General features: G+C 73.8%; 18 protein-coding genes. 12 read left to right on the top strand and 6 right to left on the bottom strand.

What is annotated here, in order from left to right; genetic code table 11:
• Positions 1 to 30 precede the first annotated feature (30 nt).
• From cutA to N555_RS0105855, 4 genes are all read left to right on the top strand, one after another.
• Positions 31 to 2,448 carry an aerobic carbon-monoxide dehydrogenase large subunit gene (cutA, locus tag N555_RS0105840; RefSeq protein WP_029430561.1) on the top strand — a complete coding sequence of 806 codons (2,418 nt, stop codon included), beginning with the start codon at positions 31 to 33 and terminating at the stop codon, positions 2,446 to 2,448.
• Positions 2,445 to 3,104, top strand: a complete 660-nt coding sequence (locus N555_RS0105845) for an SRPBCC family protein (RefSeq protein WP_029430562.1) — start codon at positions 2,445 to 2,447, stop codon at positions 3,102 to 3,104. Before cutA ends, N555_RS0105845 begins: the two co-directional genes overlap by 4 nt.
• A 130-nt stretch (positions 3,105 to 3,234) precedes the next feature.
• Entirely contained in the window at positions 3,235 to 4,086 is an 852-nt protein-coding gene (locus tag N555_RS0105850; RefSeq protein WP_029430563.1) for an alpha/beta fold hydrolase, read from the top strand.
• 54 nt (positions 4,087 to 4,140) lie between these two features.
• Entirely contained in the window at positions 4,141 to 4,611 is a 471-nt protein-coding gene (locus N555_RS0105855; RefSeq protein ID WP_029430564.1) for a hypothetical protein, read from the top strand.
• Between the two features lie 57 nt (positions 4,612 to 4,668).
• On the opposite strand, the gene N555_RS0105860 is transcribed toward N555_RS0105855, so the two are convergent.
• A complete protein-coding gene (locus N555_RS0105860) occupies positions 4,669 to 5,427 on the bottom strand; it encodes an ABC transporter permease (protein ID WP_029430565.1) in 759 nt (252 codons plus the stop codon).
• 27 nt (positions 5,428 to 5,454) lie between these two features.
• The gene (locus N555_RS0105865) at positions 5,455 to 6,327 is read right to left on the bottom strand and encodes an ABC transporter ATP-binding protein (protein WP_029430566.1); all 873 of its coding nucleotides are present in this window, start codon (positions 6,325 to 6,327) and stop codon (positions 5,455 to 5,457) included.
• 184 nt (positions 6,328 to 6,511) lie between these two features.
• On the opposite strand from N555_RS0105865, the gene N555_RS0105870 reads away from it, so the two are divergent.
• From N555_RS0105870 to N555_RS0105885, 4 genes are read left to right on the top strand one after another with little or no spacing between them, the layout of a single operon-like run.
• Positions 6,512 to 7,645, top strand: coding sequence for a sensor histidine kinase (locus N555_RS0105870; protein WP_029430567.1), 1,134 nt, complete (start codon positions 6,512 to 6,514; stop codon positions 7,643 to 7,645).
• Positions 7,642 to 8,298, top strand: a complete 657-nt coding sequence (locus tag N555_RS0105875) for a response regulator transcription factor (RefSeq protein WP_029430568.1) — start codon at positions 7,642 to 7,644, stop codon at positions 8,296 to 8,298. Before N555_RS0105870 ends, N555_RS0105875 begins: the two co-directional genes overlap by 4 nt.
• A 39-nt stretch (positions 8,299 to 8,337) precedes the next feature.
• Positions 8,338 to 9,156: an alpha/beta fold hydrolase gene (locus tag N555_RS0105880; RefSeq protein WP_034509038.1), complete on the top strand. Its 819-nt coding sequence runs from the start codon at positions 8,338 to 8,340 to the stop codon at positions 9,154 to 9,156.
• Positions 9,137 to 9,715 (top strand): TetR/AcrR family transcriptional regulator, encoded by a 579-nt coding sequence (locus tag N555_RS0105885; RefSeq protein ID WP_029430570.1) that lies wholly within the window; start codon positions 9,137 to 9,139, stop codon positions 9,713 to 9,715. Before N555_RS0105880 ends, N555_RS0105885 begins: the two co-directional genes overlap by 20 nt.
• Here the strand turns inward: N555_RS0105885 and N555_RS28585 are convergent.
• From N555_RS28585 to N555_RS0105900, 3 genes are all read right to left on the bottom strand, one after another.
• Positions 9,702 to 9,908 carry a hypothetical protein gene (locus N555_RS28585; RefSeq protein ID WP_029430571.1) on the bottom strand — a complete coding sequence of 69 codons (207 nt, stop codon included), beginning with the start codon at positions 9,906 to 9,908 and terminating at the stop codon, positions 9,702 to 9,704. The genes N555_RS0105885 and N555_RS28585 overlap by 14 nt on opposite strands.
• A gap of 175 nt (positions 9,909 to 10,083) precedes the next feature.
• Positions 10,084 to 10,260 carry a hypothetical protein gene (locus N555_RS28590; protein ID WP_231502617.1) on the bottom strand — a complete coding sequence of 59 codons (177 nt, stop codon included), beginning with the start codon at positions 10,258 to 10,260 and terminating at the stop codon, positions 10,084 to 10,086.
• A gap of 85 nt (positions 10,261 to 10,345) precedes the next feature.
• Complete coding sequence (locus N555_RS0105900) at positions 10,346 to 11,473, bottom strand: EstA family serine hydrolase (RefSeq protein ID WP_029430572.1); 1,128 nt, start codon at positions 11,471 to 11,473, stop codon at positions 10,346 to 10,348.
• Between the two features lie 50 nt (positions 11,474 to 11,523).
• Between N555_RS0105900 and N555_RS0105905 the strand changes: the two genes are divergently transcribed.
• From N555_RS0105905 to N555_RS0105925, 4 genes are all read left to right on the top strand, one after another.
• Positions 11,524 to 12,285, top strand: a complete 762-nt coding sequence (locus N555_RS0105905; protein ID WP_029430573.1) for an SDR family NAD(P)-dependent oxidoreductase — start codon at positions 11,524 to 11,526, stop codon at positions 12,283 to 12,285.
• A 75-nt stretch (positions 12,286 to 12,360) separates the two neighbouring features.
• Positions 12,361 to 12,954 carry a M15 family metallopeptidase gene (locus tag N555_RS0105915; protein ID WP_051683785.1) on the top strand — a complete coding sequence of 198 codons (594 nt, stop codon included), beginning with the start codon at positions 12,361 to 12,363 and terminating at the stop codon, positions 12,952 to 12,954.
• Between the two features lie 54 nt (positions 12,955 to 13,008).
• Complete coding sequence (locus N555_RS0105920; protein ID WP_029430575.1) at positions 13,009 to 13,701, top strand: response regulator transcription factor; 693 nt, start codon at positions 13,009 to 13,011, stop codon at positions 13,699 to 13,701.
• On the top strand, positions 13,698 to 14,855 hold the full coding sequence (locus tag N555_RS0105925; RefSeq protein WP_034509097.1) for a sensor histidine kinase: 1,158 nt from the start codon (positions 13,698 to 13,700) through the stop codon (positions 14,853 to 14,855). Before N555_RS0105920 ends, N555_RS0105925 begins: the two co-directional genes overlap by 4 nt.
• On the opposite strand, the gene N555_RS26635 is transcribed toward N555_RS0105925, so the two are convergent.
• Complete coding sequence (locus N555_RS26635; RefSeq protein WP_051683786.1) at positions 14,791 to 15,411, bottom strand: TetR/AcrR family transcriptional regulator; 621 nt, start codon at positions 15,409 to 15,411, stop codon at positions 14,791 to 14,793. The two genes, N555_RS0105925 and N555_RS26635, sit on opposite strands and share 65 nt — an antisense overlap.
• Between the last annotated feature and the right edge of the window lie 67 nt (positions 15,412 to 15,478).

A 15,478-nucleotide genomic window follows, 5' to 3' on the forward strand; every position in this document is an offset into this window, starting at 1 on the left:
ATGGGATCCGATGCCGCGGGAGTCCAGGCCATGACCACCAAGCTGTTCGGCGAGCCGGTCCGCCGGCGCGAGGACGCCCGGCTCATCGTCGGCAGGGGCCGCTACCTCGACGACATCGGCGCGCACGCCCTCGCCGCCGCCTTCGTGCGCAGCCCGCATGCGCACGCCCGGATCACCGACATCGACGTCGAGGGGGCGCTGGACGTCGATGGCCTGGTCGCGATCTACACCTACGAGGACCTCACCGGCCCGATGGCCGAGCCGCTGCCGGTGCTCATCCCCCATCCGCAACTGCACGCGCCGCGCACCGGCTACCCGCTGGCCAACGGCGAGGTGAACCACGTCGGCGAGCCGGTGGTCATGGTCGTGGCCACGGACCGCTACGTCGCCGAGGACGCCGCCGAGCGGATCGTCGTCCGCTACGAGGAGCTGCCGGTGGTCGTGGGGGTGGACGCCGCGCGCTCCGGCGAGCACGCCGTCCACGAGGAGATCCCGGACAACGTCGCCGCCCGGCACCACCAGGAGACCGGGGACGTCGAGGCGGCGCTCGCCGCCTCCGCCCGCACGCTCTCCTTCACGCAGTACATCGAGCGCAGCGCGTGCATGCCGCTGGAGGGCAAGGGCGTGCACGCGCGCTGGGACCCGGCCGATGCCTCGCTGCGGGTCTACTCGAGCACCCAGGCGTCGACGTCGGTGCGGGCGGCGATCGCGGCGAAGCTGGAGCTGTCGCTGGAGGACGTCGAGGTGATCGCGCCGGACGTCGGCGGCGGCTTCGGCGTGAAGATCGTGCACCCGTGGCCCGAGGAGCTGCTGGTGCCGATGGCCGCGATCAAGCTCGGCCAGGAGGTGAAGTGGGCCGAGGACCGGCGCGAGCACTTCATCGGCAGCGCCCACGAGCGCCAGCAGCGGCAGGAGATCACCGTCGGGTTCGACGACGACGGCCGGATCACCGCCCTCGACGTGCACGCCTGGCACGACAACGGCGCCTACACGCCCTACGGGATCATCGTGCCGATCGTGACGGCGACCCAGCTGGTCGGCCCGTACGCGATCCCCGTCTACCGGGTGGTCGTGGAGAGCGTCTACACGAACACGGTGATCGTGACGCCGTACCGCGGCGCCGGGCGGCCGCAGGGCTGCTACGCGATGGAACGGACGATGGACCGCATCGCCGACCTCCTCGACCTGGACCGCGCGGAGGTCCGGCGGCGGAACCTGATCCAGGCCGACCAGTTCCCCTACGACCACCACCTGACGTTCCAGGACGGCCGGCCGGTCATCTACGACTCCGGCGACTATCCGGGGCTGCTCGCCAAGCTCGAGGCGCTGGTCGACTGGCCGGGCATCGAGGCCCGGCGGGCCGAGGCGGCGTCGCGCGGGAAGCTGCTGGGCGCCGGGATGGCGATGTACGTCGAGGGCACCGGCCCCGGCCCGTACGAGGGCGGGCACGTGCAGGTGCTGGGCAGCGGCAAGGTGCTGGTCGCCACCGGCCTGACGTCGCAGGGACAGGGCCACGAGACGTCGTTCGCGCAGATCGTGGCGTCGGAGCTCGGCGTCCCGATCGAGGACGTCGAGGTGACCACCGGCGACACCCGCCGCTTCCCGTACGCGGTCGGCACGTTCGCCTCGCGGGCCGCGGTGATGAGCGGCAACGCCATCGCGCTGGCCGCCCGCGGGGTGCGGGAGAAGGCGCTCCGGATCGCGGCGGAGGTGCTGGAGGCCTCGCCCGACGACCTGGAGATCGAGGACGGCGTGATCGGTGTCCGCGGGACGCCGGGGGCTTCCATCCCGCTGCGCACGGTCGCCGTCCTGTCGAACCCGCTGCGGTACGCGTTCGACGAGGCGGCGAAGCAGGCGACGCAGTTCGCGCGGGGCTCGGACGACTCCAAGCCGCCGGTCACCCCCGGCGACGCGCCGGGGCTGGAGCACCGCGACTACTACTCGCCGATCCGGTCGACTTTCGCGTCCGGTGCCCACGCGGCGGTGGTGGAGATCGACCCTGCTACGTGGGAGATCGACGTGGTCTCGTACGCCGTGGTGCACGACTGCGGGAACGTGGTGAACCCGATGATCGTCGAGGGCCAGGTGCACGGCGGGGTCGCACAGGGTGTGGCCGGGGCGCTGTACGAGCGGATGGCCTACGACGCGGACGGGCAGCTGCAGAACGCCTCGTTCATGGACTTCCTGATGCCGTACGCGTCGGAGATCCCGGACGTCGTGATCGACCACCAGCAGACGCCGTCGCCGCTGAACCCGCTGGGCATCAAGGGCGCCGGCGAGGCCGGCGTCATCCCGGGGACGGCGGCGATCGCCTCGGCGATCGAGGACGCGACGGGGCGGCGGATCGCGGCGATGCCCATCTCGCCGACGGAGCTGTACGACGTGATGCGGTCCCCGGACCACGAGCGGACGGCGGCCGCGGGCCGCAGAGCGGGAGTTGGCGCGTGAACCTCGAGGGCTCGGCTGTTCTGCAGGGGACGCCGGAGCAGGTGTGGTCGGTGATCACCGACCCCGCGGTGCTGGCGCGGACGATCCCGGGCTGTGAGTCGCTGCGGCTGACCGGGCCGGACGAGTACGAGATGAACGTGTCGGTGGGCGTCGGCGCGATCCGCGGGACCTATGCGGGTGAGGTACGGCTGACCGACCAGCAGCGGCCGACGTCGTACGTGATGCACGCGTCCGGTGCCGGTGCGCCGGGGAACGCGCGGGCGAAGGTCCTGATCTCGCTTGCCTCCGACGGCGATGGGGCGACGACGCTGACCTACTCGGCGGACGCCGTGATCGGCGGTCCGGTGGCCGGTGTGGGTCAGCGGATGATCACCGGCGTCGCGAAGCGGATGGCCGGTCAGTTCTTCTCAGCGATCGACACCGAGCTGACGGGTGCGGGCGAGGCTCGGCCGACGGCTGCTGCTGTGAGTTCGACAACGGCGGACGTTCCCGCGGGAACGTCTCAGGCCCCGGCACCGCAGGTCTTCACCGGCAGGGCCGCGGCGTCGGCCGGCGCCCAGGTCGACCTGCGCTCCTTCATGCTCGGCGCCGCTTCCGGCGGCATCCTCACCGCCTGGGGCGTAGCCCTCGGCTACCTCCTCGGCCGCCGCCGCTGAGGACTCGGACGCCGCTGTGCAGTAGTCCACCTCATGCGTGGTCCATGAGGTGGACTACTGCACGATCGTGGTGGTGAGGGACCGCTGGGTTCAGTAGCTTCGCGGGACCGCCCACCCCGGAGGCCTCCCCGTGATCGACGCTGCCCACGGACACCACCGCACCATCGGCCGGCCGCTCCTCGCGGTACTGCTGGCCGCGCTCGCCTTCCTCACCGCCTGCTCGTCGGACTCGGACGACAGCGGTGACGCGTCGGAGGAGACCGTTGAGTCGAGCGCGCCGACGGGGACGGACAACCTCCCGCCGCTGCCGGACGACGTCGCGCTGCCGATCGTCTTCGTGCACGGGTTCGCGGGGTCGGCCCAGCAGATCGAGTCCAACGCCATGCGGTTCGCGGCCAACGGCTACCCCGAGGACCGGATCGTCGCCTACGACCACGACGGCGCCGGTCTGGAGATCGAGGCCTACGCCGCCGGCCTGAGCCAGGTCATCGACGACACCCTGGCCGAGTTCGACGTCGATCAGGTCTACGTCATCGGCCACTCCCGCGGGACCGCTGTCTCCAACCTCTATCTCAGCGACCCGGCACACGCCGCGCACGTCGCCAAGTACGTCGCCATCGACGGGCGTCCCTGCCCGGAGCCGGCCGTCGTCCCGTGCCTCGCCCCGACCCAGGCGCTGTTCCCCGGCCAGACGCACGTCGAGGTCGCCACCTCGAAGGAGTCCTTCGCCGCCCAGTACGAGTTCCTCGTCGGCGAGGCGCCCGAGGTGGTCGACATCGTCCCGCAGAACGACCCGGTCGAGATCGCGGGCCGGGCGGTCAACTTCCCCGCGAACACCGGCCGCGAGGCCACCCTCGACATCTGGGCCATCGACCCCGACACCGGCGCCCGCACCGGCGACGAGCCGCACGCCAGCGAGGTGCTCGGCCCCGACGGCGAGTTCGGCCCGATCGAGCTCGAGAACGGCGCGCACTACGAGTAGGCGCTGAGCAGCGACGCCTCCGAGATCGTCCATCACCTCTACCTGCAGCCCTACGTGCGCAGCAGCACCTTCGTCCGGCTGCTCTCCTCCGAGCCCGACGGCCCGGTGCGCAGCAACACCAACGTCGGCGACGACCACAGCGCGCTCGTCATCACCCGCATGCGCGAGTGGCACGCCGAGGGCGACGCCGACGTCCTCCAGCTCAGCGTCGACGGCGGCGAGCCCGTCGACGTCGTCACCGACTTCGTGGGCAACGGCGCCATCGGCCTCCACGTCCACGACGACGTCGCCACCCCCGGCGAGACCACTCTCGCGCCGCTGCCCTACTTCAGCGAGCAGCCCTTCCAGAGCGGCATCGACGTCTACCTGCCCGCCTCGCCCGACGCCGACGGCACCATCACCGCCACCAACCTGCCCCGCGGCGACACCAGCCGGCCGCAGACGCTCAACGTGCCCAACTGGCCGTCCAGCGGGCACACGGTGAGCCTCGTCTTCACCGACTGGCCGGTGGACGGCGCCGCCTGACGCACGCGGAACGGCCCCTCCCCGGGTGAGGGGAGGGGCCTTTCGCGCGATAAGTGCTCAGGAGACCTGGCGGCGGCGGGTCATCACCGTGCCGGCGATCAGGGCCACCCCGACCCACACGGTCAGGATCACGACCGACTGCACCTGCTGGTCACCCTGCGCCAACTCGAGGATCGCGTTGCCCGGGTCGATCTTGTCGGCCAGCTCCGGCTTCGTCGTCTGCAGGATGGGGAGCACGCCGAGGTTCAGCAGGTAGATCCCGGTCAGGGCGCCGGCGGTGTTGCCCACGGCCGCCCCGAAGCCGGCGCCGATCAGCGCGAACGCCGCACCGGCCACCGCCACCATGAGGATCGCCCGGCCCACGCCGTCCCACGGCCACGACGGCTGCACGGCCAGGAGCACCAGCACCGACAGCCCGCTCGCCACGACCGCGATCACGGCGCCCATCAGCGCCACGGCCGCGGCCTTCGCCGCCATCACCCGGCCACGCCTCGGCTCGAGCAGGAACGTCGTCTGGATCGAGCCGTGGGTCCACTCCCCCGCGGTCGACAGCGCCCCCAGGGAGAGGAGCACCAGCGCGCCGAGCAGCCCGGTGACGACCAGCGGGCCCAGCGCGTCGTCCAGGTCCTCGCTCGCGGTCCCGGCGGCGAGCGCCATGGCGGCCGGCCCGATGAGGAGGGCCGCGGCGGCGACGGCCATGCCCGACCGGGTGGAGAGCGACTTCCGGACCTCGAGCCAGACGGCCGACGGGAGGGACGGACCGGTCCGGCGTGCGGCGGGGCGGACGGCGACAGGAGTGGCAAGTGCAGTGGTCATGTCAGGAACCTCCAGAGGGGTCGCGGCTCAGGCCGCGGTGAGGGAGAAGAAGACGTCTTCCAGCCCGCGCTGCAGCGGCCGGAGTTCGGAGAGCACGTGACCACCGGCTGCCGCGACGGCGCCGACGTCCGAGGGAGAGGCGCCCGACACGACGAGCGCACCGTCGTCGCCAGGGGCGACGGCGAATCCGCGGGCCGTCAGGTCCGCGGCCAGCGACACGGGATCGGCCGAGGTGACCGAGACACCGTCGGAACTCAGCAGCGACGCCACGGGGCCGTCGGCGACGATCCGGCCGCCACCGATCACCAGCAGCCGGTCGACGGTGTGCTCGACCTCGCCGAGCAGGTGTGACGACAGCAGCACCGTGCCGCCGCGGGCCGCGTGGTCGCGCAGCAGCCCGCGCATCCAGCGGATGCCCTCCGGGTCCAGCCCGTTCGCCGGCTCGTCGAACATGATCACCGGCGGATCGGCGAGCAGCGCCCCGGCGATGCCCAGCCGCTGCCGCATGCCGAGCGAGTAGCCGCGGATCCGCCGTCCCGCGGCGTCGGAGAGCCCGACCAGCTCGAGCACCTCGTCCACCCGCGGGGCCGGCACGCCGATCGCGTCGGCCAGGAGCCGCAGGTGCATCCGCCCGGTCCGCCCCGGGTGCACGGCGGCGGCGTCGAGCAGCGTGCCCATCACCGAGCCCGGGTTCGGCAGCGCCGAGTAGGGCCGCCCGTCGACGAGCGCCGAGCCGGCCGACGCCGGCACCAGGCCGGTGATCATCCGCATCGTCGTCGTCTTGCCGGCGCCGTTCGGCCCGAGGAAGCCGGTCACCGTGCCGGGCTCCAGGGTGAAGGACACGTCGTCGACGACGGTCCGTGGGCCGTAGTGCTTGGTCAGTCCGCTGACCGTGATCATCGCGTCCTCCAGGGGGTCGTCTGCTGGCGACGACCAATCTGGCGACGACGAGCCCCTCCCCGCGTCGGCCGCAGGGTCAGACCCGGGGTCCCCGGACGGCGCTGCGCCGTCATCCGAAAGTCGACGCGGACGGCCCTCTTCCGGGCGACCCGGCGACGACGACCGGGCACCTACGCTCCGCTGCATGAGGCTTCGGGAGCGCGTCTGGCCCGGCCTCCGCACGCGCAGCATCTGGCTGGAGTTCACCCTCGCGCTGCTCAGCACGATCGCCATCAGCGCCGGCGGGGCGACCGGCGACCGCGGCCCGGTGTCGGTGGCGGTGTTCGCCGTCCTGACCGCGGCGACCTTCGTCCTGATCCTCACCACGCGCCGTCGCGCGCCGCTCATCCCCTTCCTGCTCAGCGCCCTGGTGTCGGTGCTGTCGCCGGCCATCAACGGCGCGCTGATCGTGCTCGGCTACGCGGTAGGCCGGTACGACGGCCGGTGGCCCGCCCGGATCGCCGCCGCGGCCACCGGGGTCCTCGTGGTGGCCGAGCCGTGGAGTGGCGGCCCGGCCGGCGAGCAGGTCAGCCGCTGGCTCGGCGGCGCCGTCCTGGTGCTCTTCCCCGGCGGGATCGGTGTCTACGTGCGCACCCGCGCGCAGCTGCTGGCCGCGCTGCGCGAGCGGGCCGAGCGCGCGGAGGCCGAGCAGGAGCTCCTGGCCCGCGACGCCGTCGTCACCGAGCGGACCCGCATCGCGCGCGAGATGCACGACGCGGTGGGCCACCGGGTCAGCCTCATGGTGCTGCAGGCCGGCGCCATCGAGATGGCGGCCCGGGACCCGGAGCGGGTCGAGCAGCTGGCCGGCCACGTGCAGACCGCGGGGCGCCAGGCGCTCGACGAGCTCCGCCAGATGGTCGGCGTCCTCCGGGCCGGCGAGACCGAGGACGCGCCGCTGGCCCCGCAGCCCGGCCTCTCCGCGCTGCGGCAGCTGGTCGAGGAGTCGCGGGAGGCCGGCATGGACGTCGACCTCGGCGACGTCCCGGTCGCGCCGATCGCCCCGGCCACCAGCCGTGCGGCGTACCGCATCGTGCAGGAGGCACTGACCAACGCGGGCAAGCACGCTCCCGGGGCGCACGTCGAGGTGACGCTGCACCGGAGCACCGACGAGCTGGCCGTCCGGGTGGTCAACGGGCCGGGACGCGCGGCCGCACCGGTCCCCGGCGGCGGCTACGGGCTCGTGGGGTTGGGTGAGCGGGTGCGCACCCTCGGCGGCCGGCTGACCGCCCAGCCCCGGCTGGACGGCGGCTTCTGCGTCGAGGCGGTGCTGCCCGCGTGATCCGGGTCCTGCTGGTGGACGACGAGGAGCTCGTCCGGTTCGGGCTGCGGACCGTGCTCGAGTCGGCGGGCGACTTCACCGTCATCGGGGAGGCCGGCACCGGGGCGGACGGCGTCGCGGCGGCCCGCGAGCTGAAGCCGGACGTCGTCCTCATGGACATCCGCATGCCGGTCATGGACGGCCTCACCGCGACCCAGCAGATCCTCGCGTTGCCGGACCCCCCGCAGGTCGCCGTCCTCACGACCTTCCACGTCGACGAGTACGTGTACGCGGCACTGGCTGCCGGCGCCGCCGGCTTCCTGCTCAAGGACACCCCGCCCCGCGAGATCGCCGCCGCCGTCCGGGCGGTCGCCGACGGCACGGCGTCGCTGTCCCCGGCGGTGACGGCGACCCTCATCGAGTCCTACGTCGACCGGAAGGCCGTTCCGCGCCGGGTGGCGGCGCTGCGCCGGATCGACGGTCTGTCGGACCGCGAGCGCGAGGTGCTCGTCCTGCTCGGCAGCGGCGAGTCCAACGCCGATCTCGCCAAGCGGCTGTTCGTCAGCGAGGCGACGGTGAAGACCTACGTCTCGCGGCTGCTGACCAAGCTCGACCTGACGAATCGAACCCAGGCCGCGATCCTCGCCCACGAGGCCGGCCTGCTCGACGGTTGATCCTTGACATCGTCGGCTAAGGGTCTTAGCTTTTTGGCTATGGACATTAGCTACTTGACCGTCGACGGCTCCCGCATCGCCGCCGAGATCCGCGGCTCCGGGCCGCTCGTCGTCTGCTCGCCCGCCATGGGCGACACCCGCGACGCGTACGGACCGCTCGCCGACCGGCTCGTCGCCGCCGGCTTCCGCGTCGCCCTCCTCGACCTCCGGGGCCACGGCGACAGCGACGCCGGCTTCGACCGGTACGGCGACGAGGCGACCGCCGGCGACCTGCTCGCCGCGATCGACGCGTTCGGCGACGGCGGCCCCGCCTACCTGGCCGGCGCCTCCATGAGCGCAGCCGCCGCCGTCATCGCCGCCGGCCGCCGGCCCGACGCCGTGGCCGGCCTCCTCCTCTTCGGCCCCTTCCTGCGCAACGGCGCCGGGGGCGCGGCCGCCCGCATCGGCCTGCGCGCGCTGCTGCTCCGCCCCTGGGGCCCGCTGGCCTGGCGGATGTACGCGACGAAGCTCTGGCCGGGGCTCGGCGACGGGGCCCGCACCCGCGCGGCGTCGACGACGAAGCTGCTCACCCGTCCCGGACGGTGGAAGGCCTTCCAGGCCACGACCCGGCTGAACCACGACGTCGTCGCCCCGTGGATCCCGAAGGTCACCGCGCCGTCCCTGGTGGTCATGGGCGAGGCCGACCCGGACTGGAAGGACCCGCGCGCCGAGGCCGACTGGATCCGCCAGCAGCTCGGCAGCGAGGTGCTCACGGTGCCCGGCGTCGGGCACGCGCCGATGCTCGAGGCCCCCGACGTCGTAGCGCCCCGGGTCCTCGCGTTCCTGGAGGAGGCGACCGATGCCCCGCGCCGGTCTTGATCCCGACGTCGTCGTGCGGCGGGCGAGCGCGCTGATCGACGAGCACGGCCTCGACGCCCTCACCCTCGCCCGCGTCGCCGGCGAGCTCGGGGTCGCGACGCCCAGCCTCTACAAGCACGTCGGCGGGCTCGACGACCTGATCGGCCGGGTGGCCGTCGCCGTCACGGCGGAGTTCGCCGCCCGGCTCGGCGCCGCCTCCCGCGGCCGCTCCGGCCGGGATGCCCTGGAGGCGATCGCCGACGCGTACCGGCGCTTCGCCCGCGAGCACCCGGGGACGTATCCGCTGACCCAGCGTGCCCGGGACACCGACGCGTGGACGGCGGCCGCGGCCGACGGCGTCTCGGCGGTCGTGGCCGCCCTGTCGGGATACGGCGTCGGGGAGGGCGACGTGCACCAGATCCGGTTCGCCCGCTCGGCGCTGCACGGGTTCGTCGACCTCGAGCTCCGCGGCGGGTTCGGCCTGCCCGAGTCGGTCGACGAGAGCTTCGCCGTCCTCGTCGACGCGCTCGACACGAGCCTGCGCGCGGTCGGCGGCCAGGAAGCCGTCAGCCGACGGTGAGCGCGACGCCGGTCTCGCGCTCGGAGACCGCCCACAGCTCGTCGATCCGCCGCTGCAGGTCCCAGCGGCGCAGCACCGGGTGCCGCACCGGCGGGCCGTTGGAGACGAACCGCGGCGCGTACAGCCCGCCACCCCGCGCCCGCGGGTCCGTCGCCGCCCGCAGCTGAGGTCGTGCGCCCTCCAGGGGCGTCATCCCCGACCGCGCCGTGATCGCCTCGAAGAAGGCCCCCGCCCAGCCCGCGCCGCCCTCGCCTTGTAGCGCCGCTCCATGTGCGGGTCCTCGGAGTCCAGCGGCCGGCCCAGTGCCCGAGGTTCGACGCCGAGCTGGGTCTCGAACCCGTCGACCGTGCGCCCCCGCGGCATCGCCATCACGCCGGCGTTGTCCACCAGCAGGTCGACGACGGGATGACCGGCCAGGACGGCGTCCGCGGCGGCCCGCACGCCCGCCAGGTCCCCGAGGTCTGGAAGCCGAGCCCGCCGTTGGCGCCGGTCACCACCGCCGTCCGGCCGCTGAGGTCGGGGATGTCCTTCTCGGTCCAGGCCACGCAGTCCCTCTCGAGGAGCGTCGTGCTCTGCCCAGCCCCACGGGGCAGAGCACGAGCAACCGGGGAGTACCTCTGCCGCCGCCCGTCAGAGCGCGGCGTAGACCGACCGGACGTAGGCCTCGGCCCGGTCGGAGCCGAGGATCCCCGGCGCCATGCGGTTCATCATGTAGCTGATCGTCAGCCGGCGGTCGAGGTCCATCACGACCAGCGAGCCGCCCCAGCCACCCCAGTAGAAGGTCCGGCCGGCCGGCACGTACGGCACGACGGGTGAGCCCAGGCAGTAGCCGATGCCGAACCGGAACGGCGCCTCCAGCACCAGGTCCAGGCCGTCGGACTGCTGCCGGAACACCAGCTCGATCGTCTCCGGCGACAGCAGCGTCACGCCGCCCGCGGTCCCGCCCAGCGACAGCACCCGCATCACGTCCAGCACACCGCGGGCGTTCGAGTGCCCGTTGAGCGCGCCGAGGTCGGCCGCCTGCCACTCGGGCGAGGTGGTCGCCTTCACCGACATCGTCGGCGCGGTGAACGTGCGGACGGCGATCGAGTCCGGGTCGATCTCCCCGGTCACCTCACCTCGCGGCGGCGCCACCAGCGGCGCGATCCGGTCCCGGTCCCACTCCTTCGCGCCCACCTGGAAGTCCGCGCCCAGCGGCCCGGCGATCTCCACCCGCACGAAGCGCCGGAAGGTCTCGTTGGTGATCCGCCGGATCACCTCGCCGACGAGGAAGCCCTGGTTGGCCGCGTGATAGCCCGAGGCCGTCCCCGGCTCCCACCACGGCCGCTGCGCCGCCAGCCGCTCGGTCGCCGTCGGCCAGTCGTACATGTCCTTGACGGAGAACGGCTGCTCCCAGCCCGAGACGCCCGAGGTGTGCGACATCAGGTGCCGGACCAGCACGTCCTTCTTGCCGTTGGCGCAGAACTCGGGCCAGTAGTCACCGACCGGCGCGTCGACGTCGAGCTCGCCGCGGTCCACCAGCATCAGCGCCGCCAGGTTGAGCACGCACTTCGTCGTCGACCAGACGTTGACGATGGTGTCCCGGGTCCACGGCGTCGTCCGCTCCTCGTCGCGGTACCCGCCCCAGAGGTCGACGACGGTCTCGCCGTCCAGGTCGACCGCGACCGACGCCCCCAGCTCGTCGCCGTCCAGTTGCCGCTCGAGCGCCTCGCGCACCCCGGAGAACCTGTCGTCGCACGTGCCCTGCACCTCAGCCATCTCCGCTCCCTACCCGGATCGCGCCGCTCAACCGTCACTAGCCTGCTCGGATGCCCACTGCTCTGATCACCGGCGCCAGCTCCGGCATCGGTCTCGCCTTTGCCGAGCGGCTCGCCGCCGACGGTTCCGACGTCGTCCTCGTCGCCCGCGACCGCGAGCGGCTCGAGGACCTCGCCGCGCGGCTGCGCACCGGGCACGGGGTGCAGGCCGACGTCCTCGTCGCCGACCTGGCCGACCCCGGGCAGCGCCGCCGGGTCGAGGAGCGGCTCCACGAGGGGGTCGACCTGCTGGTCAACAACGCCGGCTACGCGACGCCCGGCGAGTTCGCCGACACCCCGCCCGAGGTGCTCGCCGCCAACCTCGAGGTCAACGTGGGCGCCGTCCTGGCGCTGAGCCGCGCGGCGCTCCCGGTCATGCAGGCGCGGGGCAGCGGCGCGATCGTCAACGTGTCGAGCATCGCCGGCTTCCTGCCCGGCCGGGGCTCGGTCTACGGCGCGGGCAAGGCGTACGTCACCACCCTGTCCGAGAGCCTGGCGCTGTCCGCCGCGCCGCACGGGGTGCGCGTCATGGCCCTGTGCCCCGGCTACACGAAGACGGAGTTCCACCAGCGGATCGGGCAGGAGCGCTCGGGTCCCGCGTTCCTCTGGATGGACGCCGACCGCGTCGTGGACGACGCCCTCGCCGACCTCGCCCGCGGACGGGTGGTGTCGATCCCGGGTGCGGTCTACAAGGCCGTCTACCTCGCCACCCGGATCGTGCCCCCGAGCCTGGTGCGTCGGCTCGCCGCACGGTCGGCCGCCGGCCGCGGCTGACGTCCCTCCCGCATATCGGCGGGATAAGCGGAATCGCGAACGCTCTCGCAACGGGCCGCTGGCTGGACTGCCCGCATGCCGATCCGCTCCCGCGCCGCCCTGCTCCTCGTCCCGCTGCTGCTCGGCGGCCTGACCGCCTGTGCCGACGCCGCCGGGGGCACCGCCCTCGACCGGGCCCAGAACGGCTTCGCCTCCTCCACGACGGTCGGCACGACCGACGACGGCCTCCTGACCGCCGCGGACGGCTACCTGCCGGACGGCGCCGGCGTCTCCGCCACCGACGACGTCCCCGCCGTCACCGACCTCGACCCGGAGTTGCGGGCCGCCGTGCAGGAGGCCGCCCGCGCCGCCGCGGCCGACGGCGTCGTCCTGCGGATCACCAGCGGCTGGCGCAGCGCGGAGCTCCAGCAGGCGCTCTTCGACGCCGCGGTCGCCGAGCACGGCAGCGTCGACGCGGCCCGGGCCTACGTCCTGCAGCCGGACGAGTCCGAGCACGTCACGGGCGACGCCGTCGACGTCGGCCCGACCGAGGCCATGTACTGGCTGGCCCGGCACGGCTCCGACTGGGGCCTCTGCCAGACCTACGGCAACGAGGCCTGGCACTACGAGCTGGCCACCGAGCCCGGTACGGCGTGCCCGCCGCCGCTCACCGACGCTCGCGCCGGCTGATCGGCACCCGCGCTGCATACGCCGAGCACATCCCCGTCTCCCTACCCTGGGCCCGTGCGGGTGCTGATCGCGGAGGACGAGCCCTACCTGGCCGACGCCGTCCGCGACGGGCTGCGGCTGGAGGCGATCGCGTCCGACGTGGTCCACGACGGGGACAGCGCCCTCGAGAACCTGGCCGTGAACACCTACGACGTCGTCGTCCTCGACCGCGACCTGCCGGGCACCTCCGGCGACGAGGTCGCCCGCCGGATCGTCGCCGACGGCCTGACCTGCCGGATCCTCATGCTCACCGCGGCCGACCGGCTGGAGGAGAAGGTGGCCGGCTTCGAGCTCGGCGCCGACGACTACCTCACCAAGCCCTTCGCGATGCGGGAGCTCGTGGTGCGACTGCGCGCCCTGGCCCGCCGGCCGGCCGACGGCACCCCGCCGGTCGTCGAGTTCGCCGGCCTCAGCCTCGACCCGTTCCGCCGCGAGGTCTTCCGCGACGGGCGGTACGTCGGTCTCACCCGCAAGCAGTTCGCCGTCCTCGAGGTCCTGCTCGCCGCCCGCGGCGGGGTCGTCAGCGCCGAGTCGCTGCTGGAACGGGCGTGGGACGAGAACGCCGACCCCTTCACCAACGCCGTCCGCATCACGATCTCCTCGCTGCGCAAGCGGCTGGGCGAGCCGTGGCTGATCGCCACCGTGCCCGGCTCGGGCTACCGGATCGCCCGGCCCGAGGACGCCGCGGCCGGCACGGCCCCGCGGTGAGCGCACGGCTGCGGCTGACCCTCAGCTACGCCGCCTTCCTCTTCCTCGCCGGCGTCGCCTTCCTCGCCCTGCTCCTCTACGTCCTCCACTTCATCCCCTCCGGCGAGCTGGGGTTCGCGCCGGGCAACGGCTCGCCGCCCGGCTTCGTCCCGGACCGCGACGACCTGGTCGAGGCGCTGTGGCCCAAGGCCTGGACCGTGCTGGCCGGTCTCTCGGTGATCGGCCTCGTCGGCGGGTGGCTGCTCGCCGGCCACATGCTGCGGCCACTGCGTCGGATCCACCGCGTCACCCAGCAGGTCGCCGCCGGGTCATTGGACCACCGGGTGCGCATGACCGGGCCGCGCGACGAGTTCCGCGAGCTCGCCGACACCCTCGACACGATGCTCGACCGCCTGCAGGCCTCCCTCGACGAGCACCGCCGCTTCGCCGCCAACGCCTCCCACGAGCTGCGCACCCCCTACGCCGTCGAGCGCTCGATGCTCGACGTCGCCCTCGCCGATCCCGCCGGTGTCGACGTGCCGCAGCTGCTGCACCGGCTCGACCGCACCAACCGGCGCGGGACCGAGACCGTCGAGGCCCTGCTCGCGCTGGCCGCCCTCGACCAGGGCCGCCCCCCGGCGCGCACCCCGGTCGACCTGGCCGAGGTCACCGCCGCCGTGGTCGCCGACCTGGCACCCGTCGCCGTCGAGGCGGGGGTGCACCTCCGCACCGAGCTGGGCGAGGGCGACCTCGACGGCGCGGAGCCGCTGGTCCGGCAGCTGGTCACGAACCTCGTGCTCAACGGGATCCGGCACAACACCGGGCCCGGCGGGGACGTCTGCGTCACCACCGGGACGACGGACGACGGCCGGGCGCACCTGCGGGTGACCAACACCGGCCCGGTCGTCCCGCCGCACCTGGTCGGCACGCTGACCGAGCCGTTCGTCCGCGGTGTCGGGCGGGTGTCGGCCGGAGCGGAGCCGACCGGCAGCGGGCTGGGCCTGGCCATCGTCTCCCGGGTCTGCCGCGACGCCGGTGCCGACCTGCACCTCTCCGCCCCCCCGGCCGGCGGCCTCGACGTGCGGGTCGTCTTCGCACCCCCGGGGGCACTCACGCCTCCCGCCGCCGGACCGCCTTCCGGTAGCCGGCCAGCAGGTGGGCCCCGAGCTCGGTGAGCTCCTCGCGCAGCCACTCGTCCGACGCGTCGGCCGGAGCGGCCAGCAGCGCCCCGGGGAGTGCCTGCATCAGCGCCGATCCCCAGACCGCGCCCAGGGCGTCGGTGTGCCGGCCGACCAGCATCGCCTCGGTCCGCTCGCGCACCTGGGTCGCCTGCTCCAGCACCGCCGCCCGCGTCATCGCCGTGGCGTCGCGGGTCAGCCACGCGGTGACCCGGCGGTGGCGCAGCAGCACCTCGACGTAGCCGCCGAGGTCGACCGTCCGGCCGGCCCGCGAGCCCGCCTGCCGGTTCTCCGCCTCGGCCACCAGGGCGAGGAAGTCGTCGAAGGCCGGCTGGATCAGCGCCAGCAGCAGCTCGTCCTTGGTGTGGAAGTGGTAGTAGACGGCGGCCTTGGTGACGCCGAGCCGGTCGGCGATGTCCTGCAGGCTCGTGCCCTCGAAGCCGTGCTCGCTGAACAGGTCGAGCGTCGCGTCGAGCACCCGCTGCGCGCCCGCCGAACGCCCGCCGGACGACGGCGGCGCGGCGGCGGAGAGCGCGGGAGGCGAGCTGGTCACCGGCGCAGCGTAGACGCATCCGGACGTGATGCGAGTCATCCGATCCCTAGCCGTTCGGCTAGTAGAG

The sequence above is a fragment of the Blastococcus sp. URHD0036 genome (assembly GCF_000701365.1).
Classification (GTDB): domain Bacteria; phylum Actinomycetota; class Actinomycetes; order Mycobacteriales; family Geodermatophilaceae; genus Trujillonella.

Coding starts and splice junctions, on each gene's coding strand:
- cutA (WP_029430561.1), top strand. CDS start 31: ATGACCACCAAGCTGTTCGGCGAGCCGGTCCGCCGGCGCGAGGACGCC.
- N555_RS0105860 (WP_029430565.1), bottom strand. CDS start 5,427: ATGACCACTGCACTTGCCACTCCTGTCGCCGTCCGCCCCGCCGCACGC.
- N555_RS0105865 (WP_029430566.1), bottom strand. CDS start 6,327: ATGATCACGGTCAGCGGACTGACCAAGCACTACGGCCCACGGACCGTC.
- N555_RS0105870 (WP_029430567.1), top strand. CDS start 6,512: ATGAGGCTTCGGGAGCGCGTCTGGCCCGGCCTCCGCACGCGCAGCATC.
- N555_RS0105880 (WP_034509038.1), top strand. CDS start 8,338: ATGGACATTAGCTACTTGACCGTCGACGGCTCCCGCATCGCCGCCGAG.
- N555_RS0105885 (WP_029430570.1), top strand. CDS start 9,137: ATGCCCCGCGCCGGTCTTGATCCCGACGTCGTCGTGCGGCGGGCGAGC.
- N555_RS28585 (WP_029430571.1), bottom strand. CDS start 9,908: ATGACGCCCCTGGAGGGCGCACGACCTCAGCTGCGGGCGGCGACGGAC.
- N555_RS0105900 (WP_029430572.1), bottom strand. CDS start 11,473: ATGGCTGAGGTGCAGGGCACGTGCGACGACAGGTTCTCCGGGGTGCGC.
- N555_RS0105905 (WP_029430573.1), top strand. CDS start 11,524: ATGCCCACTGCTCTGATCACCGGCGCCAGCTCCGGCATCGGTCTCGCC.
- N555_RS0105915 (WP_051683785.1), top strand. CDS start 12,361: ATGCCGATCCGCTCCCGCGCCGCCCTGCTCCTCGTCCCGCTGCTGCTC.